This is a genomic window from Streptomyces sp. NPDC051561, from assembly GCF_044454195.1.
Lineage (GTDB): Bacteria > Actinomycetota > Actinomycetes > Streptomycetales > Streptomycetaceae > Streptomyces.
On sequence record NZ_JBITDM010000014.1, the window covers coordinates 14,213 to 33,671 of the forward strand.

General features: G+C 73.1%; 16 protein-coding genes. 13 read left to right on the plus strand and 3 right to left on the minus strand.

Annotated elements, in window-relative coordinates; all coding sequences use genetic code 11:
* The first annotated feature begins 133 nt into the window (after positions 1-133).
* Together ACIA73_RS26905 and ACIA73_RS26910 are read left to right on the plus strand one after the other, a co-directional pair.
* Positions 134-1,366, plus strand: a complete 1,233-nt coding sequence (locus ACIA73_RS26905) for an FAD-dependent oxidoreductase (RefSeq protein ID WP_399441312.1) — start codon at positions 134-136, stop codon at positions 1,364-1,366.
* Positions 1,363-2,298 (plus strand): SAM-dependent methyltransferase, encoded by a 936-nt coding sequence (locus ACIA73_RS26910; protein WP_399441314.1) that lies wholly within the window; start codon positions 1,363-1,365, stop codon positions 2,296-2,298. Before ACIA73_RS26905 ends, ACIA73_RS26910 begins: the two co-directional genes overlap by 4 nt.
* 90 nt (positions 2,299-2,388) lie before the next feature.
* Here ACIA73_RS26910 and ACIA73_RS26915 read toward each other — a convergent pair whose 3' ends face one another.
* The gene (locus ACIA73_RS26915) at positions 2,389-3,054 is read right to left on the minus strand and encodes an HAD family hydrolase (protein ID WP_399441315.1); all 666 of its coding nucleotides are present in this window, start codon (positions 3,052-3,054) and stop codon (positions 2,389-2,391) included.
* Positions 3,055-3,193: 139 nt separating this feature from the next.
* On the opposite strand from ACIA73_RS26915, the gene ACIA73_RS26920 reads away from it, so the two are divergent.
* The 5 genes from ACIA73_RS26920 to ACIA73_RS26940 all read left to right on the plus strand — a co-directional run bounded on the left by ACIA73_RS26920 (position 3,194) and on the right by ACIA73_RS26940 (position 8,190).
* Positions 3,194-4,261: a FecCD family ABC transporter permease gene (locus ACIA73_RS26920; protein ID WP_399441316.1), complete on the plus strand. Its 1,068-nt coding sequence runs from the start codon at positions 3,194-3,196 to the stop codon at positions 4,259-4,261.
* Positions 4,258-5,334: a FecCD family ABC transporter permease gene (locus ACIA73_RS26925; RefSeq protein WP_399441317.1), complete on the plus strand. Its 1,077-nt coding sequence runs from the start codon at positions 4,258-4,260 to the stop codon at positions 5,332-5,334. Before ACIA73_RS26920 ends, ACIA73_RS26925 begins: the two co-directional genes overlap by 4 nt.
* Entirely contained in the window at positions 5,331-6,194 is an 864-nt protein-coding gene (locus tag ACIA73_RS26930; RefSeq protein ID WP_399441318.1) for an ABC transporter ATP-binding protein, read from the plus strand. The genes ACIA73_RS26925 and ACIA73_RS26930 overlap by 4 nt, the downstream gene beginning before the upstream one ends.
* Before the next feature lie 14 nt (positions 6,195-6,208).
* Positions 6,209-7,225 carry an ABC transporter substrate-binding protein gene (locus ACIA73_RS26935; RefSeq protein ID WP_399441319.1) on the plus strand — a complete coding sequence of 339 codons (1,017 nt, stop codon included), beginning with the start codon at positions 6,209-6,211 and terminating at the stop codon, positions 7,223-7,225.
* A gap of 80 nt (positions 7,226-7,305) precedes the next feature.
* Positions 7,306-8,190, plus strand: a complete 885-nt coding sequence (locus ACIA73_RS26940) for a VanZ family protein (RefSeq protein ID WP_399441320.1) — start codon at positions 7,306-7,308, stop codon at positions 8,188-8,190.
* Positions 8,191-8,229: 39 nt separating this feature from the next.
* On the opposite strand, the gene ACIA73_RS26945 is transcribed toward ACIA73_RS26940, so the two are convergent.
* On the minus strand, positions 8,230-10,722 hold the full coding sequence (locus tag ACIA73_RS26945) for a helicase-associated domain-containing protein (protein ID WP_399441496.1): 2,493 nt from the start codon (positions 10,720-10,722) through the stop codon (positions 8,230-8,232).
* 316 nt (positions 10,723-11,038) lie between these two features.
* Here ACIA73_RS26945 and ACIA73_RS26950 point away from each other — a divergent pair, with 316 nt between their 5' ends.
* The 5 genes from ACIA73_RS26950 to ACIA73_RS26970 all read left to right on the plus strand — a co-directional run bounded on the left by ACIA73_RS26950 (position 11,039) and on the right by ACIA73_RS26970 (position 15,182).
* Positions 11,039-12,109 (plus strand): hypothetical protein, encoded by a 1,071-nt coding sequence (locus ACIA73_RS26950; protein WP_399441321.1) that lies wholly within the window; start codon positions 11,039-11,041, stop codon positions 12,107-12,109.
* A gap of 155 nt (positions 12,110-12,264) precedes the next feature.
* The gene (locus ACIA73_RS26955; protein WP_399441322.1) at positions 12,265-12,546 is read left to right on the plus strand and encodes a hypothetical protein; all 282 of its coding nucleotides are present in this window, start codon (positions 12,265-12,267) and stop codon (positions 12,544-12,546) included.
* A 496-nt stretch (positions 12,547-13,042) separates the two neighbouring features.
* Positions 13,043-14,221, plus strand: coding sequence for a glycosyltransferase 87 family protein (locus ACIA73_RS26960; protein WP_399441497.1), 1,179 nt, complete (start codon positions 13,043-13,045; stop codon positions 14,219-14,221).
* Positions 14,222-14,280: 59 nt separating this feature from the next.
* The gene (locus ACIA73_RS26965; RefSeq protein ID WP_399441323.1) at positions 14,281-14,646 is read left to right on the plus strand and encodes a hypothetical protein; all 366 of its coding nucleotides are present in this window, start codon (positions 14,281-14,283) and stop codon (positions 14,644-14,646) included.
* A gap of 113 nt (positions 14,647-14,759) precedes the next feature.
* Entirely contained in the window at positions 14,760-15,182 is a 423-nt protein-coding gene (locus tag ACIA73_RS26970) for a hypothetical protein (RefSeq protein WP_399441324.1), read from the plus strand.
* A gap of 85 nt (positions 15,183-15,267) precedes the next feature.
* On the opposite strand, the gene ACIA73_RS26975 is transcribed toward ACIA73_RS26970, so the two are convergent.
* Complete coding sequence (locus ACIA73_RS26975) at positions 15,268-16,911, minus strand: DNA repair helicase XPB (protein WP_399441325.1); 1,644 nt, start codon at positions 16,909-16,911, stop codon at positions 15,268-15,270.
* A gap of 358 nt (positions 16,912-17,269) precedes the next feature.
* Here ACIA73_RS26975 and ACIA73_RS26980 point away from each other — a divergent pair, with 358 nt between their 5' ends.
* On the plus strand, positions 17,270-19,414 hold the full coding sequence (locus ACIA73_RS26980; RefSeq protein WP_399441326.1) for a HelD family protein: 2,145 nt from the start codon (positions 17,270-17,272) through the stop codon (positions 19,412-19,414).
* The last annotated feature ends 45 nt before the right edge of the window (positions 19,415-19,459 follow it).

The window sequence follows — 19,459 nt, forward strand, 5'->3', positions numbered from 1 at the left end:
GAGGGGTTCTCCCCCGCGCGGAGGGCGACCTGGTTCGCACCGCGGCGGGAAGACGGCGGCCCCGACGGGGGCCTACCTTCCACCCATTCCCGACCGACCCTTCCCGACCGACCCCGAGCCGAGGAGAGACCCGATGGCCGACGACTTCCGCGACAACGGCGGTGCGGGCGGCGACGTCATCGTCGCGGGCGGTGGCATCGCCGGGCTGACCACCGTGCTCGCCCTGCGCGCCGCCGGCATCCCCGCGAAGGCGTACGAACGCGCCCCCGCCCTGCGCACCGCGGCCTCCGGCAACGGCCTGGTCATCTGGCACAACGCCGTACTCGCCCTGCGCGCCATCGGCCTGGAGAAGGAACTCGACGCGGTGGGAACGGAGTTACGTCGCTATCGCTTCGCCTCCCGGCCGCGCGGCAAGCTGGCCGACTGGTCACTCACCGACGGCGCCCGCGCGTACGGCGCCCCCGCGTACACGGTCGCCCGCCCCGCCCTGCACCGCATGCTCACCGAACTGGTCGGCGACGACCTGCGGCTGGGCGCCCGCTGCACCGGCTTCACGGAGACCCCGGACGGGGTGACGGCCCGCTTCGAGGACGGCAGTGCGGTACGCGGCCCCCTCCTGGTAGGCGCGGACGGCCTGCGCTCGACGGTGCGCGCACAGCTGATGCCGTACGAACCCGCCCCGCACCGGGTGGGCATGACGGCCTGTCAGGGATCGGCGGCGCTGCCGCACAGCGCGGTCCCCCCGGGGGTGTTCGTGAACACCTTCGGCGAGGGCACCTGGTTCGTCTACTACCGCACCGACGACGACTCGGTGTACTGGGACGCGGTCCTCTGCGACGGCCCGGCCCGCCGTCTCGCGGAAGGCGCCCCGCACCTCGGCTCCGGCATCCGGGAGGCGCTGCTGCGGGAGTTCGGCCACTGGCCCTCCCCCGTTCCCGAGCTGATCGGGGCCACCGAGGACAGCGGAATCCTTCCGGTCGACGTCGTCGACCGGGACCCGGTGCCCCGCTGGAGCACCGACCGCGTCACCCTGGTCGGTGACGCCGCGCAGCCCGTCACGTTCAACCTCGGCCAGGGCGCCAACCAGGCCATCGAGGGCGCGGTGGTACTGGCCCAGTGCCTGGCGAAGGCCCGTGGCGGCCCCCCGGCCGGCGCCCTCGCCGCCTACGGACAACGGCGCATCGCCCGCACCCGGAAGATCGCCCGCCGGTCCCGCGCCAACGCGGCCTTCAGCCGCTTCCGAAGCCCCCTCGCCTGCCTGCTGCGCGACACCTTCATGCGGGTGGCCTTCGACGGGCCGGTGTACCGCGCGACCTACCGACTCACCATGGACACCGACCTGACCCCGGAGGACATCCGCCCATGACCAGCACGCCGCTGACCCCCGCTCCGCCGACCGCCACCCCGTCGGCCCACCCCACTGCGGCCGACGCCTCGGCCCCTCCCGCTCCGCCCGGCGCCTCCTCCCGCCCCACCAGCGGCGTCAGCCGGACCGCGGTGATCATCGCGCAGGCCAGGGCGACCGAGGACGCCAGGACCGACCGGCTCTTCGCCGACCCGTACGCCCAGGCCTTCGTCGACGCCGTCGGCTGGATCCAGGTCGCGGAGGCGGGCCGCCTCAACCAGGGTCACTTCGTGCTGCGCACCCGCTTCTTCGACGACTACTTCCGCGAGGCGGCCCGTTCCGGCTGCCGACAGGCGGTCGTCCTCGCCGCGGGGCTCGACACCCGGGCGTACCGCCTGGACTGGCCGGACGGCTTCCGGCTCTTCGAGATCGACCTGCCGGGGCTGTCCGCCTTCAAGGAAGCGGTGCTCGGCGTGCAGCGGGCCGAGCCCTCCTGCGAGCGGACGGCGGTACGCGCCGACCTGCGCGACGACTGGCCGGCCGAGCTGCTGGCCGCCGGTTTCGACCCGGAGCAGCCGACCGCCTGGTTGATCGAGGGCCTGCTGATGTATCTCGAACCGGCCGACACCGACCTCCTGCTGAAGCGCCTGGGCGACCTCTGCGCCCCCGGCAGCCGGCTCGCCCTGGAGCACATCAACCAGGCGTACACCGACCTCCCCCAGCTCCGCGCCGTCCACGAAAGGCTGCGCAAGGTGGGCGCCTCCTGGCACTCCACCGTCGAGGACCCCCGCGCCTGGCTGGCCGCCCACGGCTGGTCGGCCCGCATCACCCCGCAGACCGAACTGGCCGCCCGGCACGACCGCCCGGTCCCCGAACTGACCGACCCGGACCGGGTGGGCGACGCCCGGATGTGGCTGGTCGACGCGGTCCGGGACGTAACGCCCGCGCGGTAGGACGCGGCAGGCGCGCAGAGACGCAGGACACCTCACCCGGAGCAGCAGGGCGCTTCGCCGCCGAAGTGCCCTGCTGCTCTTCCAGGAGTCCTACGCGGCCGCAACCGCCCCCCGGTACGCCGCCAGCCACGCCGGGAACTCCGTCAGGTCCGCCATCACCACGTCCGCCCCGGCCTCCCGGAGCGCCTCGGCGTCGTAGGGACCCGTGGTCACGCCGACCGCCAGTGCCTGCGCCGCGCGCGCCCCGCGCACATCGCCCAGGTGGTCACCGACGTAGACGCTCGCCCCGTGTTCCCGCAGGGCCAGCGCCTTGCCCTCCGCCCAGACGTTCCCGGCGAGCGCGTCCACCTCGAAGCCCAGGTGCTCCAGGTGGAGCTTGGCGTTGGGTTCCCACTTCCCGGTCACCACGACCACCCGGCCGCCCGCCGCCCGTACCGCTGCGACCGCCTCCCGCGCGCCCGGCAGGGCGGTGGCGGGGGCGATGGCGAACGAGGGGTAGAGGGCGCGGTAGCGGTTGGCGATCTCCTCGACGCGGTCCTCGGGGAACCAGTTGGCGATCTCGTGTTCCAGCGGCGGGCCGAGCCGGGAGACAACCAGGTCCGCGTCGATCGGGACACCGGTCTCGGCGGTGAGCTGCTGGTAGGCGGCCTTGATGCCGGGGCGGGAGTCGATCAGGGTCATATCGAGGTCGAAGCCGACGACGGGTCCGGCGCCCTCGGCGACGGTCGGATGCGTGTGGTCTGCATGCGTGCTCATGTCCGCCATTGTGCCGGGGCCGGCCAAAACCCCCGGACGTACACTTAGGGCCGCCTAAGTGGCCCCGGCGGGACCCTCGTGAAGCCCCTCGCCGAGCCCCCGGGACAAGCCTTCGCGAACAGCCTGAGAAATGGGACCGATGCCGACCGCCCCACCCGTGACCGGGCCAGCCCCGCTCCCGCCCGCCGAGCCGGCACCCCGGCCCCGGCGGGCGACGGTGACCCGACGTATCGGCTGGACGGTGGCGGCCCTGGTCGCCCTCGCACTCGCCGTACTGCTCAGCCTCGCCGTGGGAGCGCGCGGGATCGCCCCGTCGACCGTGTTCGACGCGCTGCTGCACGGCGGTGACTCCGCCGACGCGGAGGTCGTACGGCAGATGCGGGTGCCCAGGACGGTGCTCGGGATCATGGTGGGCGCCGCGCTCGCCCTCGCCGGGACGGCCTTGCAGGGCATCACCCGTAACCCCATCGCGGACCCGGGGATCCTCGGGATCAGCCAGGGGGCTTCCGTCGGCGTCGTGCTGGCGATCGCGTTCGCCGGGGTGCACACGCTGACGGGTTATGTGTGGTTCGCCTTCACCGGCGCCGCGATCGCCTCCGTCGCCGTGTACGCGATCGCCTCCGGCGGGCGCGGTGGTGCGACCCCGGTGAAGCTGGCCCTGGGCGGGGCCGCGCTCAACGCGCTGCTGGTGTCGGTGACGATGGCGGTGCTGACGACCAAGGCCGCCGCGATGGATGAGTTCCGGTTCTGGAACGTGGGGGCGCTGGCCGGGCGCGGGTCCGACATCGTCGGGCAGGTGTGGCCGTTCCTGGTGGTGGGGCTGGTGCTGGTGCTGGCCGTGGCGCGGGGACTTGACGCACTGGCGCTGGGTGAGGACGTGGCGAAGGGGCTCGGGCAGAAGGTCGCGACGGTACGGATCGTGGGCGGGCTCGGCGCGACCGTGCTGACCGGGGTGGCGGTGGCCGCCGCCGGGCCGATCGCGTTCATCGGGCTCGCGGTGCCGCACATCGCGCGGGCGGTGGTGGGCAGTGACCACCGGTGGATGCTGCCGATGGCGGCACTGATCGGGCCCGTGATGCTGCTGGTGGCGGATGTCGTCGGGCGGATCGTGTTCCCGCCGAGCGAGGTGCCCGCGGGTGTGATGACGGCGCTGATCGGGGTGCCGTTCCTGGTCACGCTGGTACGCCGGAAGGCGGTGCCCGCATGAGTACCGCCGCCGTCGCCTCCCGTACCCGTCCTGCCGGATACCAGCTGGTCCGGGCGGGCCGGGCCTCGTTCCTGCTGCACCGGCGCGCCACCGTCGCCGCCGCCGCTCTCGCCGTGCTGCTCGCCGCCGTGTGTGTGGCGTACCTCTGCGTGGGCGAGCGCTTCGTACCGCCCGGGGAGGTCCTGCGGGTCCTGCTCGGCATGGACTCGCACAGCGAACTCCTCGTCGGGAAGCTCCGGCTCCCCCGGATGACCGTCGGACTGCTGGTCGGGCTGGCCTTCGGGGTGGCCGGGGCGCTGATCCAGACCGTGGCGCGCAACCCGCTCGCCAGCCCGGACATCATCGGCATCAGCCAGGGCGCCAGTGCGCTGACCGTCGGCGCGATGATCTTCGGGGTGACGTCGGCGGGCGTCCTGCCGTATCTGTCCGTCGCGGGCGGGGTGCTGGCCGCCGCCCTCGTCTACCTCTTCGCCTGGCGCGGCGGGCTGCACGCGACACGGTTCGTACTGATCGGGATCGGCTTCGCGATCGCGCTGAAGTCGGTCACCCAGCTGTTCCTGACCAAGGGCGACTACCTGGTCGCGCAGCAGGCGCAGATCTGGATGACCGGGTCGCTCAACGGGCGGGGCTGGGACGAGGCCACCGTGCTGGCATGGGTGCTCCTCGTGCTGCTGCCCGCCGTCGCGTGGGCCGCGCGGGCGCAGCGCACCGCCGGTATGGACGACGACACCGCCGTGGCGCTGGGGGTACGGCTCGGGCGGGTCCGGCTCGGGCTGGTGGCGCTCGGCGTGGTGCTGGCCTCGGTGGCGACCGGGGCGGCCGGACCGGTCGACTTCGTGGCGCTCCTCGCACCGCAGATCGCCCGCCGGATGACCCGGACCGCGCAGATTCCGCTGGTGTGCTCGGCGCTGCTCGGCGCGGTGATCGTGGTGTTCGGGGATCTGCTGGCGCGCAGGCTGTTCTCGCCGACCGAGCTGCCGGTGGGTGTGCTGACCGCCGCCGTCGGGGCCCCGTATCTGATCTGGCTCATCGTGCGTGGACACGGTGGGCTCCGTACAGGAGGCAAGGCATGAGTTCCGATACGGCCACGGAGAGCGGCGCACGGCTGCGGGCGGCCTCGCTGACCCTCGGCTACGAGGACCGGACCGTCGTACACGAGCTGGAACTGGCCGTTCCGGACGGGCGGGTGACCGTCATCGTCGGGCCCAACGCCTGCGGCAAGTCGACCACGCTGCGCGCGCTGGGCCGGCTGCTGAAGCCGCAGGGCGGGGCGGTCCTGCTGGACGGCACCGAGCTGGCCAAGATCCCCACCAAGCAGATCGCCCGCTCGATCGGCCTGCTGCCGCAGACCCCGGTGGCACCCGAGGCGATCACCGTCGCCGACCTGGTGTCGCGCGGCCGCCAGCCCCATCAGGCCTGGTGGAAGCAGTGGTCCGAGGAGGACGAGCGGGCCGTCACCGCCGCCATGGAGCGCACCGATGTGGCCGAGCTCGCCGAGCGCCCCGTGGACGCCCTCTCCGGCGGCCAGCGGCAGCGCGTGTGGATCGCCATGGCGCTCGCCCAGGAGACCGATCTGCTGCTCCTGGACGAGCCGACCACGTACCTCGACATCGCCCACCAGGTGGAGGTGCTGGACCTGGTGCGCCAGCTCAACCGCGAGCAGGGCCGCACGGTCGTCGTCGTGCTGCACGACCTCAACCAGGCCACCCGGTACGCCGATCACCTCGTCGCCATGAAGGAGGGCGTGATCGTCGCCGAGGGGCCGCCCGCCGAGGTCGTCACGGCGGATCTCGTACGGGAGGTCTTCGGCCTGGAGTCGGTCGTGGTCCCGGACCCGGTGACGGGATCGCCGCTGGTCGTGCCGGGGGCGCCGTGGGCGCCGCCGGTCCGTGACACCGCTGTGCCCCCTCTCCGAAAGGCAGCCACCTCATGAAGCCCGTGCAGCCCATGACGTCCCCGAAGCCTTCGCCGAACCGCCGCCGCACGCTCGCCACCGTCTCCCTCGCCGCCATCGGCGCACTCACCCTCTGTGCGTGCGGGGGCTCGGGCGGATCCGGTGACTCCGGTACGGGGCAGGGCTCCGGGAAGTCCGGCGGCAGCGCCGGGACGCACACCGTGAAGACCGCCATGGGGGACGTCCGGGTCCCCGAGGCGCCGAAGCGGGTCGTCGTCCTGGACACCGCCGAACTGGACTCCGCGATAACCCTCGGGGTGAAGCCCGTCGGCTCCACGCACGCCGATGTCGAGTCCGGCTTCCTCCACTACCTCCCCGCCGACAAGGTCGCCGGCATCAAGGACGTAGGCGAGATGATGACCCCCAACCTGGAGGCCATCGCCGAGCTTGAGCCGGACCTCATCCTCACCAGCAAGGTCCGCCACGAGGACAAGTACAACGAGCTGAGGGCCATCGCCCCGACCGTGATGACCGAGGGCACCGGCTTCCCCTGGAAGGAGAACTTCCAGCTGCACGCGGTGGCGCTCGGCAAGCAGGCCGAGGCCAGGAGGGTCGTCGACGAGTACGCCGCGCACGCCGGGAAGGTCACCGAGGCGATCGGCGGCAGGCAGAAGGCCGCCGCGACCAAGGTCAATGTCGTCCGCTTCGTCGAGGGCGCCGACATCCGCATCTACGGCAGGAAGAACTACATCGCCACCGTGCTGGCCGACATCGGCGTGAGCCGCCCGCCGGTCACCGACAGGGCGAAGGACGGCTTCTCGTACGACGTGAGCCCCGAGAAGATCGATCTGGCGGGCCAGGACGCGGACGTCCTCTTCCACTCCACGTACGGCGACCCGGCGAAGGCCAAGCAGACCCAGACCCTCGACTCGGCGCTGTGGAAAGGCATTCCGGCGGTCAAGGCCGGCAAGGTCTTCGGCGTCGACGACCAGCTGTGGATCCAGGGCATCGGCTACACCGCCGCCAACAAGATCCTGGACCAGCTGGAGCGGGACCTGACGAGGAAGTAACCGCGGTGCGCGGGAGGTTGCGTCCGTACGCCCCCGGGGCCGGCCGCGTGAGCGGGAGGTGTCGGGGTATCCGCGTGGGCATGACTGCGGGAGCGGAACGTACCAGGGGAATCAAGGAAGCCGGCGGACCGGCCTGGTGGCAGCGGGCACCGGAGCTGCTCCGGAAGCGGGGCGGCGGCCCGGGAGGCGGCGCCGAGGAGGGGAAGCGGGGCTCCCCCGCGCCCGGGGAGACCGGGCGCGGCACGGGGTTCGGCGCGTGGGCGCGCGGCCGCACTGCGCAGCGCGGTACCGCCGCGACGGACAAGGCGCGGGCCGCCCCGCCGGACGAGGGCCGCGCGACGGATGCGGCGGGGCCCCGGACCTGGTGGCGTCGGCCTCGTACCGCCTCCGGTGACACCGTCGCCACGCGGCCCGCGCCGCCGCCCCGGACGCCCTGGGATGGGGCCTCCCGTGCTCGAACGAAGCTGAGAGCTTGGGGATGGGTGCTGTTCCGGGTGGTGGCGATCGCGCTCGCCTTTCTCGCGCTGGTGGCGTTCGCCGTCGTACTGGCGAAGCTGACCCTGGTGCCCTCGCCCGCCTCCGAGGGCATCGCGCACTCGAACCTCAAGCCCGGGGCGTCCCTGCGCCAGTACCTCCAGGACTACACCTTCCTCGCCGCGTGCAAGCAGATCGGCGGGAACGTGCTGCTCGGGGTGCCGTTCGGGGTGCTGCTGCCGGTGGTCGGGTCGCGGCGGCTGCGGTTCCTGCGGATGTTCCTGCTGTCGGTGACGGTGATGGTGCTGGTCGAGCTGGTGCAGGGCGCGATCGTCACGGGCCGGGCCTTCGACGTGGACGACGTGTTCATGAATACGGCGGGCGCGCTGCTCGGATATCTGGTGCTGGGGCGGTGGCTGGGGCACGTGGTGCACCGCCGCCGCTACCGGGAGACGGAACCCGCGCCCGGCCCGGAGCCCGAGACCGCCTGACGGGCCGAGGCGGGTCAGGCCGGGGCCGGCCAGGCCGAACTAGGCTGATTCGTCGGCCAGTTCGGCCACCCCGGTGATCCGGTGCAGCGGGTACGTCTTCACCTCGTCCGCCGTGTGGTCGTACGCCGTGACGAAGCCGCCCTCCACCCGCACGGGGGCGATCACCCGCTGGCTGGCCGCCCCGTCCGCGTTGACGTAACCGATCCACAGCGCGGAGCCGGTCATCGCGGCGGCCTGCATGGTGGCGAGGGTCTCGGCGGACGAAGTACGGGGAAGCGCGGACCCGTTGGAGGCGGCGGCGTCCGGTTCCCTGCGCACCGCGTGGGCCGCCATGTCCCCGGCCCTGATCGCCCGCAGCGCCACATCGAGCAGCGTCTCGTCCGGCACCGGCGGGCCCTCCGGCACCGGCACCGGCGCGGTCCGCGCCGGGGTGCGGTGCGCGTCGGCACGGGTGATCAGCACATCCCCGGCGGCGGACTCGGCAGCGGGCGCGAAGCCCATCGCGCGCAGCCCGTCGAGCAGCGCCACCGCCTCCACCCGGGCGGCCAGCACGGTCGGCGCGAGCCGGCGCAGCCCGAGCGTGCCTGACCGCTTGTCGGCCAGGATCTCGCCGAGCACCGCGTCGTCGTCGCACCGCACGTACGCACAGGCCGAACCCACCCGCAGATGCCCGTGCCTGCGCGCCACGTCGTCGATCAAGTAACTGAGCGGCTGCGGTACGGGGGTCCGGCTGTGCTCGGTGAGGAAGGCGTGCAGATCCGACGCCGCCAGACCCGAATCCAGCGCCCTGCGCACCGACCCCGGGGTGAACCGGTACACGGTCGCCCCGCCCCTGCTCTCCACATCCGCGATCACGGCCAGCATCTCGGCCAGCGGGCGCCTGAGCGGGCCCGGCGCGACAGCGGTCAGATCGGCTTGGAGGAGTACGTGGTCGAGGGGTTCCGGGATCAGCGGGGCGACCAGCGTCGCGGCGCGCAGCGCGTGCCCGGCGGACTCGCTCTCGGTGGGGAGCGGGGCGTGCGCGAACAGGCTGGTGGGGGCGCGGTCCAGGCCCGCCAGCGCCCGCCCGTGCGCGGCCAGCGCACCGCGCCCGGTGACCCCCAGCAGTTCCGCCTCGTCGAGGGTCCACAGGGCGAGGCGGGTGCGGAGGTCGCCGGTGGCACCGCGCTGGGGGCGTTCCCAGCGGAGCCGGGCGAGGACCGAGTCGGGGTCGGGGGCGGTGCCCTCGGGGAGTTCGGCGAGCAGGGCCAGGACCCGGCGGCGCACCTCGGGGGCGACCGAGCGGTCCAGGTCGGGGCCGAGCGCGGACAGGGTGCGGCCCTTGGCGTCCTGGCCGCCGACCAGACCGGCGGTACGGGTGCCGCGCAGCCAGGTGACGGCGAGCCGGGACCAGCGTTCCTCCGGCGGCAGACCGAGCCAGTCGTCGTACGCGGGGGTCGGCGCGTAGCGCTCGTCACTCTCCCCGTCGGACGCCAGCAGCCCGGCGGCGTAAGCGAGTTCGAGCCAGAAGGCGGCTGCGGGTTCGGGCAGGTCCATGGCCGCCGCGGTGCGCTTGAGATCGCGGACGCTGAGCCCGCCGGACCGCAGCACGGGCGGGCCGCCCCGGTCCCAGTCCTTGAGCAGCCCCTCGACCGTCGAGAGGGTGGTGAACGCCTGCCCGGCCGCCGTCAGATCCACCATCCTCGCGGTGTGCGTGGACGCCTCGACCAGCCCAGGAGCCACCGGCTCCGGAGTGCGGTGGGCGCGTCCCACCCGCAGATGCAGCGCCGCCTCGCGCGGCAGTACGACGGTGCGCGCACTGGTCGGCAGCAGCAGCCCGTGGTCCCGCAGCCAGCGCACCGGCGGCGCCGGGTCCGCACTGACCTCGCCGTACGGAGGCCCCCAGACCAGCCGGTCCAGCACGGTCAGCGCGTCGGAGGGCGCGGTGTCGAGCAGCGCGTCCATCCGCGCCCGGTCGGTGAACAGCGAGGTCAGCGCGTGTACGGCGGAGACCGGGTCATGGGTGGTGGACAGACCGATGGCGCCCAGGATGCCCTGGAGGCGGGTCGGGGACATCCCGGCGGTGGCCTCGGCGACGGTCGGGCCCAGGCCGGTCGGGGAGGGGTGGGTGTTCGACGGCGCGAGCAGTTCGCGTGCGGTGCGCACCAGGCGGAGCCGGTCGTCGGCCCCCCACAGCAGCGCCTGCTCGCGCAGCATCCGTACCGCGCCGGGCAGCGCGGCCTCGACCGCCGGATCGCCCTCGTCGCCACACATCAGGGCCCTGAGCGCGTCGTACGTCGCCGGGTCCGGCGCCACCGCGAGCGCCTCGGCGGTCTGGAGTGCGAACCGGTCGAGCCGTTCCAGGGCACGCACCACGGAGGCCCGTGTGCCGGCCCTGGTGGCGAGCAGCCCGAGGTCCCCGGGCACCGGCGAGAGCAGGTCGGGCCTGGCCCGCAGCAGGGCGGCCAGCGAGGCGTCGTCCCGGGTACGGAGCGCTTCGGCGAGGGTGCGCGGGGGCGTGGCCCGGCTGCCCCCGGAAGTGGCGCCGGACATGACGGCAGCCGTGTCGGCCCAGGTGCTGCCGGTGGTGCCGCCTTGGATGTTTCCTTCGGGCACGTGCGCCTCCAGGTCGCGCTCGCTGGTCCCCATCCGCCCCACGGTAGCCCCTGCGGGGCACCGTCAGGCGCGGCAGGCGCTAACGTCGGAGGCGGGTGGACCGGCAACTGGGTGTGACCGGCGGGCACTTGCGGGGTACCGGAACGAGAACACCCGGAAACCACCGGAAACGCCGGAACCGCCACGGTTTCCGGTGCAACGCCAGCACTACCGGCACTATCGGCAGTACCGACAGGGGACGGGGACGGACGTCGTGGGCATCGAGAGCGACCAGTTGGTCTTCGACTATCTGAGCCGGGTCGGCGACCTCGCCCAACAGCAGCAGCTGAACTCCGGCGACCGGATGCGCCTGGTCTCCACCCTGCGCGGGGAGATCGACCGCCAGCGCGCCAAGGCGATCGGCGGCCCGGACAGCGCCGCCGCCGTGCAGCGCATCCTCGGCAGGCTGGGCACCCCGGACGAGATCGTGGAGGCGGCGGGCGGCACCGGGGTCGAGGCCACTCTGTCCTCGCGTACGTCGCGCAGGGTGCTGCCCAGGCAGCGCAAGGGCAGCGGCGCGGCACGCGGCCCGAAGGACGAGGACCCCACTGGTCCCACCGGACGCACCGGCCCCGCTCACCCCAGCTCCCCCGTCGACTTCGGCAAGGAGTCCGGCCCCTCCGTCCCGTATCCCACCGGTCCCCATCTCGCCGGTACGGATGAACTCGGCACCGGCACCGACGAGTGGTGGCGCACCGAGCCCGGCCCCTTCGGCGGTCTCGGCACCTCCGTGCCCGGCTTCACCGGGGGTGTGGAGATCCCCGAGATACTCAAGCCGCCGCCGGAGGAGGACGAGGAGGAAGCGGAGTCCGCCGAGGGGGACGAGGACGCCGAGGAGGCCCCGGCCCGCCGGCTGATCCCGCGCCGCCTCCGCCGGCGTACCGCCGCACCCGTCGAAGAAGCGGTCGAGGACGACCTCCCGGTCCGTGGCCCGGTGATACCGCGCGGCAGCCCCTTCCTGCTGCTGGCCGCCCTGCTGCTGGTCACCGGGGCCGTACTGGGCAATCTGCCGGCCCTGGCGGGCGGCTGGTTCCTCGCGTACTTCTCCCGCCGGCTCACCCGGACCCAGGCCAAGTGGGCGGTACTGGGCCTGCCGGGACTGGTCGCGGTCGGCGGCGCCGTCTGGCTGTGGGGCCGCACGGAGGACCGCTGGGGTGCGCCGCTGTCCACCCAGGGGGATGCGCTGGGCACCGCCATGACCGGCCTGTGGCCCGTCCTGCTGCGCACGGCGGCCGTCGCCACCACGCTCTATCTGATCTGGCGGGCCAAACGCCTCAGCCGTTAGCCAGTGGATCCGCTGGATCCGCTGGATCCGCTGGGCCCCGTAAGACCTCCGGGTGAGGATCCGCGCGCGGGTCACCCTGGGGGTGGAGAGGATCGGGGTGCAGGCTCAACCCCGGGTCCGATGTGTCCTAAAGGCCTGCGCGGGACCATGGATTCATGAGTACAGCAACGGTCACCCCAGGTGCAGCAGCAGGAATGGCAGGAGCCCGCACAGCGGGCAGTCGGCACTCCGGTGCCACCGCGATCTCGGACAACCCGCACCGCGTCACCCGCGCGCTGCGAGCCGTCCGGATCTTCGCGGGCGCCGCCGTCAGCGTCGTACTCCTCGGCGACCACGCCGACGACTGGCGCGAGGAACGACCCCAGCCCGGCCACCGCGACTGGCGCCACGAACGCGACGCCTGGGCCGACGGCCGAGCCGGCACCTCCCGCGAGTAGCCCACCCCACCCCGAGGCACCCCGCCCCGGGACGCTCCGGCCCAAAGGTGCCCGCCTCCAGGACACCCCGGCCCTGACATGCCCCCGCCCCGGGGACACCTCAGCCCCGACGTGCCCCCGCCCCCAGAACACCTCAGCCCCGACATGCCCACACCCCCAGAACACCTCAGCCCCGACATGCCCACACCCCCAGAACACCTCAGCCCGAAAGACCCCGCCCCCGGGACACAAGGCCCGCAGGTGTCCCGCCCCCGGGCACCCCAGCCCGACAATGACCCCCTTCCCCGACGGGACCACCGGGCCCCCGCTCCCCCTCCTGTCTCCGCGCGGGTCCAGGACGGCGTGGCCGGGGTGTGGTGAAGCCTCATAGGGTTGTCGGGTGACGACAGACCGGACCGAGAAAGCCCGCGCCGACGACCGCGTGAGTTCCCGCGTGGCCAAGCCCCGTACGGCGAGCGCCGGCTCCCAAGAACCGCCGGCCACCAACCCCCGCACCCTGCTCTGGGCGCGCCTCTCGCTGGCGGTTTCGCTGGCCGCGCTGATCGCTCTCTTCCTGGCCACCCGGATCCCGCTGGGCGACACCCTCGTCTACCGGGCGGAGGGTCAGGCCGTGGTCGACGGGACGAGCCTGTACGACTTCGTCACCACCGAGTGGAACCTGCCCGCCACGTATCCGCCCTTCGCGGCGATCCTCTTCGTGCCGACGACCTGGCTGCCGGTCATCGCGATGAAGGTGTGCTTCTTCCTCGGCAACCTCGCCCTCCTCGCCCTCCTGGTGCGGCTGTCCTGGCGCTTCGCCAAGCTCCCCCGCCGCCCCGATCTTGTCCTCTTCGCCACCGCCTTCGCGATCTGGCTGGAGCCGGTCTTCCAGACCTTCGTGTTCGGGCAGATCAACCTGGCGCTCGCCTGCCTGGTCCTCTGGGACCTGACCCGCCCGAAGGGCGCCCTGGGCAAGGGCGTCGGCCTGGGCATCGCCGCCGGAATCAAGCTCACCCCGGCCATCTTCATCGTCTATCTGCTCGTCACCGGCCGGATCAGGAACGGCCTCACCGCCCTCGCCTCCTTCGTCGCCACCGTCCTCTTCGGCATCCTCGTCCTGCCCTCCGCGAGCCTCGACTTCTGGACCCGCCGGATGTTCGAGACCGACCGGGTCGGCAAGGTGTGGATCGTCGACAACCAGTCCCTCCAGGGCATGCTGGCCCGCGCCATGAACACCATGGAGCCGGGCCTGGTGTGGTTCGCCACCGCCGCCCTCGTCGGCCTCGCCGGCCTGTGGATCGCCCGCCGGGCGGTGCTCCTGGGCATGGAGCAGTGGGGCATCGTCGTCGTCGCGCTGACCATGGTCCTGGTCTCCCCGATCAGCTGGTCCCACCACTGGGTGTGGTGCGTCCCGCTGCTCGCCCTGCTCTGCGCCGAACGCCGTTTCCGTACCGCCGCCTTCCTCGCCCTCCTCTTCACCTGCCGCAGCTTCTGGGCCATCCCCCACAAGGGCGACCTGGACGTCCAACTGCCGTGGTGGCAGCAGCCGGGCCTCTCTCCGTACCCGCTGGCAGGCCTGGTGGTACTGGGCTGGATGGCCTGGCGGATGCGCAACGGCGGCGCCCGGACAGCCGGTTCCCCCCTCCCGGCGCAGAAGTCCGGTGCGGCAGCCACGGAATCCCGAACCGGGACCTGAGTACGCTTCTGAGTACGCCGCCCCAGGCGCCCGTGGCGCGCCCACGATGCACTGTGCTCATGACACGCGACGGCGACACTCTCCCCGAGTTCAACCCCGCTCAGGACAGCGGCGGCAACGGTGGCGGCACTCCTCGCGACCCGGACGGCACGGACCAGGAGTTGGCGACCCGCATGGGATGTGGCGCCCTGGTGCTGCTCGTACCGGTCCTCGTGATCGACACGTTCCTCCTGCTGCTGGTGGCCGCCCACTCCGGGCTCGGAGGACGGACCGTGCCCGGCGGCCTCCTGATGCTGACCGCCGTCGTCCTGCTGGCCGCCGCCCTGCGCCTCCCGGCGCGGCTCAGCCATCGCGACGCCAGGTGGATGCTGCTGCTGGGTTCGCTGATGGCGGCGGTGTCGGCGTTCACCGTCATGGGAACCTGAGAACCCGGGCCCGGACGCCGCGTCCGGCTCCAGGGCCCCGCACCGGGAAGTGAGTACTTTTCTGAGTACGCCGCCCCAGGCGCCCGGGCCCCGCCACGCGGTCCACTGGGCGCATGACGCGACTCGACGGCACCCTCCCCGGCCCCGGCCCCGCCCCAGGCCCGAACCCGGGCCACGGCGTTCCCACTTGGGGCCCGGACAGCCCGCTGGGCAGGCTGCGGGACTCGCCGGAGTACGACCCGTCCGCGAAGTGGGTGCGGCTGGGGGCGGCGCTGCTGCTGGTGCCGCTGATGCTGGCCGACCTGATGTTCCTGGGGCTCTCGCCGATGGCGCTCGACAAGTGCGACCCCGAGGCCTGCGCGCAGATCCGGGGGGCGATCTCCACCTCGGGCGCGGCCCTGTCCGCCGCCGCCGCACTCCTGGTCGCCTCGCTGTGCCTGACCTCACGGCGCAAGCGCAGGGCGGCCAGGTGGTGGCTGGTCGTGGGCGCGGCGACGGCGGCGGTCGCCTCCCTCGGCGCACTGTTCACGCTGTGACCGGGGAGGCGGGGAGGCGGGGCGGCGGGGAGGCGGGGCGGAAAGGAAACCGCCCCGGCCCCGCCCGCCGACGTACCGGGAGCGGCTAGCCCTCCGCCAGCAGGTCGTCCGCGTCGACGATGCGGTACGCGTAGCCCTGCTCGGCCAGGAAGCGCTGCCGGTGGGCGGCGAAGTCCTGGTCGATGGTGTCGCGGGCGACCACCGAGTAGAACCGCGCCTCGTGGCCGTCCGCCTTCGGGCGCAGCACCCGGCCCAGCCGCTGGGCCTCCTCCTGCCGCGACCCGAACGTGCCGGACACCTGGATGGCGACCGTCGCCTCGGGCAGGTCGATCGAGAAGTTCGCGACCTTCGAGACGACCAGCACGTTCAGCTCGCCGGTGCGGAACGCGTCGAAGAGCTTCTCGCGCTGGGAGTTGGGGGTCTCCCCCTTGATGACCGGGGCGTTCAGGTGCTCGCCCAGTTCGTCGAGCTGGTCGATGTACTGGCCGATGACCAGGGTCTGCTCACCCTTGTGCTTGGCGACCAGCGCCTCCGTCACCTTCCGCTTGGTGGCGGTGGTGGCACAGAAGCGGTACTTCTCCTCGGGCTCGGCGGTCGCGTACGCCAGCCGCTCGGAGTCGGTCAGGTTGACCCGTACCTCCACACAGTCGGCGGGCGCGATGTACCCCTGCGCCTCGATCTCCTTCCACGGGGCGTCGAAGCGCTTGGGCCCGATCAGCGAGAAGACGTCGGACTCGCGCCCGTCCTCCCGTACGAGGGTCGCGGTCAGGCCCAGCCGGCGACGCGCCTGGAGGTCGGCGGTGAACTTGAAGACCGGCGCGGGCAGCAGATGCACCTCGTCGTAGATCACCAGCCCCCAGTCCCGGGAGTCGAACAGCTCCAGGTGCGGGTAGACGCCCTTCCGCCGGGTCGTCAGCACCTGGTACGTCGCGATGGTGACCGGCCGGATCTCCTTCTTCGTACCGCTGTACTCGCCGATCTCCTCCTCGGTGAGCGAGGTCCGCTTGATCAGTTCGTGCTTCCACTGACGGGCGGAGACTGTGTTGGTCACCAGGATCAGCGTGGTGGCCTTGGCCTCGGCCATCGCACCGGCCCCGACCAGCGTCTTCCCCGCGCCGCAGGGCAGCACCACCACACCCGAGCCGCCGTGCCAGAAGCCCTCCACGGCCTGCTTCTGGTACGGGCGCAGGGCCCAGCCGTCCTCGGCGAGCTCGATCGGGTGCGCCTCACCGTCGACGTAACCCGCGAGGTCCTCGGCGGGCCAGCCCAGCTTGAGCAGCGTCTGCTTGATCTGGCCGCGCTCGGAGGGATGCACGGCGACGGTGTCCGGGTCGAGGCGTGCGCCGACCAGCGGCTGGATCTTCTTGGAGCGGAGGATCTCCTCCAGGACCGGGCGGTCGGTGCTGGTCAGGACCAGGCCGTGCACCGGGTGCTTGGAGAGCGTGAGGCGGCCGTACCGCGCCATCGTCTCGGCGACGTCCACCAGCAGCGCGTGCGGCACCGGGTAGCGGGAGAACTCCACCAGCGCGTCGACCACCTGCTCGGCGTCGTGCCCGGCGGCTCGGGCGTTCCACAGTCCCAGCGGGGTGAGGCGATAGGTGTGGATGTGCTCCGGCGCGCGCTCCAGCTCCGCGAAGGGGGCAATGGCGCGACGGCAGGCGTCGGCCTGGTCGTGATCGATCTCCAGGAGCAGCGTTTTGTCGCTCTGGACGATGAGGGGTCCATTCAACGCCGTGAGTCCTTCCGCGGGCGGTCAAACCTCCAGTGTGCCGTACGGCGCGGTGCGCGGGGGTGGGGCGGGGCGCGGGGCCGCGCCCCCACCTCACGGCCCCCTCGGAATTGCACTCGCCAGCACTCCTCTCCCCGGCTAGGATCTTCCCCTCCCCCGCCTCCCTCCCAGGGAGCGCGCGCGTCGCCCGGCCGGAAACCGGGCGGCAGTCAGTACGTGACCCCCCGCCGAGCCGCGCCGCACACCCGGCCGCCCCGGTTCACGGCCCGCCCCGCGTCCTCGCGCGGAGCCCGCCGGGACCCCGGCCGCCGCAAGGAACCCGGCTGCCCGGCCTGCTCACCCAGCCGGAGGCTTCACCGTGCCCGCGCACGCCACCAACCCCAGCACTACTGGCAGCACCGATCCCAGTACCGCCGGGGATCCCGGTACCGCCGGGGAAACCGACCCCCTGTCCCGGGAGCGCGCCCACCTCGCCGCGTCCCGTGCCGCCCTGCGCGCCATGCGCGAGGACGTCGAGAACCTCGACATCAAGGACGTCACCGCGAACTGGGTCAACGCCGTCGTCCTCACCGCCCAGATCGAGGACCGCATCAAGGCCCTCGCGGACCTCTCCCACACCCCCCTCTTCTTCGGCCGCCTCGACTACCTGCACACGGTCGGCGCCGAGATGGCCGAGGGCACCCCCGGCGAGAGCTTCTACATCGGCCGCCGGCACGTCCACGACGCCGACGGCGACCCGATGGTCATCGACTGGCGCGCCCCGGTCTCCCAGCCCTTCTACCGCGCCTCCAAGAAGGACCCCCAGGACGTCGGGCTGCGCCGCCGGTTCGGCTATACGTCGGGCGAGTTGACGGCGTACGAGGACGAGCACCTCTCCGACCCGTCAGCCGCCGACGACCCCCTCACCAGCAAGCTCCTCCAGGCGGAGATCGAGCGTCCGCGCGTCGGCCCGATGCGTGACATCGTCGCCACGATCCAGCCGGAGCAGGACGAGATCGTACGAAGCGGGCTGTCCGGCTCGGTCTGCGTCCAGGGCGGTCCAGGCACCGGAAAGACCGCCGTCGGCCTGCACCGTGTCGCCTACCTGCTCTACGCCCACCGCGACCGTCTCGCCCGCACCGGCACCCTGGTCATCGGACCCAACCGGTCCTTCCTCCACTACATCGAGCAAGTCCTTCCGGCGCTGGGCGAGTTGGAGGTGAAGCAGGCCACGGTGGACGACCTGGTCACCACCACCGGCGAGGGCGTGATCCTCGAAATCCGCGGGGCCGACGAGGCGTCCGCCGCCGTCATCAAGGGCGACGCCCGGATGGCGCAGGTGCTGCGCCGGGCGCTCCGCTCGCACGTCACGATGCCGACCGAGCCGGTCGTGGTGGTCCGCGGGTCGCGCCGCTGGCGGGTCGCGGCGTACGAACTCGAAGAGATCGTCCGGGAGTTGCAGGCCCGGGAGATCCGTTACGGTGCGGCCCGCGAGGCACTTCCGCGCCGTATCGCGCACCAGATCCTGGTGCGGATGGAGGAGGCCGGGGAGGCCCCCGACGACCGCGTCCAGGACGCGGTGGCGCGCAACGCGGCGGTCAAACAGGCGGTCAAGGTCATCTGGCCACCGGTCGACCCGGCGAAGCTCGTCCTGCGCCTCCTCGCCGATCCCGAATTCCTCGCCACCCATGCCGAGGGCATCCTGACCCCGGACGAGCAGCGCACCGTCCTGCATCCCAAGCCCGCCCGCTCCACCCGCTCCGCCAAGTGGTCGGCCGCCGACGCCGTACTCATCGACGAGGCCCGGGACCTGGTCGAACGCACCCACTCCCTCGGCCATGTGGTGCTCGACGAGGCCCAGGACCTCTCCCCCATGCAGTACCGCGCGGTCGGCCGCAGGTGCAGCACCGGCTCGGCGACCATCCTCGGCGACCTGGCCCAGGGCACCACCCCGTGGGCCACCGACAGCTGGCCCGAGGCTCTGACCCATCTCGGCAAGTCCGACGCCGTCGTCGAGGAGCTCACCGCGGGCTTCCGAGTCCCCCGGGACGTCATCGCCTACGCCTCCCGGCTCCTCCCCCACATGTCGCCCGGTCTCGCCCCGGTGACCTCCGTCCGCGAGAGCCCCGGCGCGATGTCCGTCGAGCTGGTCCCGGACCCCGCCGACCTGGACTCCGCCATCGTCGCCGCCTGCGAGCAGTCCCTCACCCACGAGGGTTCCATCGGCCTGATCGCCGCGGACGCCCGTATCCCCGCCCTCGCCGGGGCGCTGGCCGCGGCCGGCCACACTCATCTGTCGCCCGGCGAGGAGACCACCGCCGCCTCCCGGCTCACCCTCGTCCCGGCGTCCCTCGCCAAGGGACTCGAATACGACTACGTCGTCCTCGACGAGCCCGCGGCGGTCGTCGCCGCCGAGCCCGACGACCGCACGGGCCTGCGCCGCCTCTACGTGGCGCTGACCCGGGCCGTCTCGGGCCTCACCATCCGGCACAGCGAGCCCCTGCCGGCGGCGCTGGAGGGCTGACGGAAGACGGCCCCGCGCCCCTTCCGGGGGCGCGGGGCCGTATCG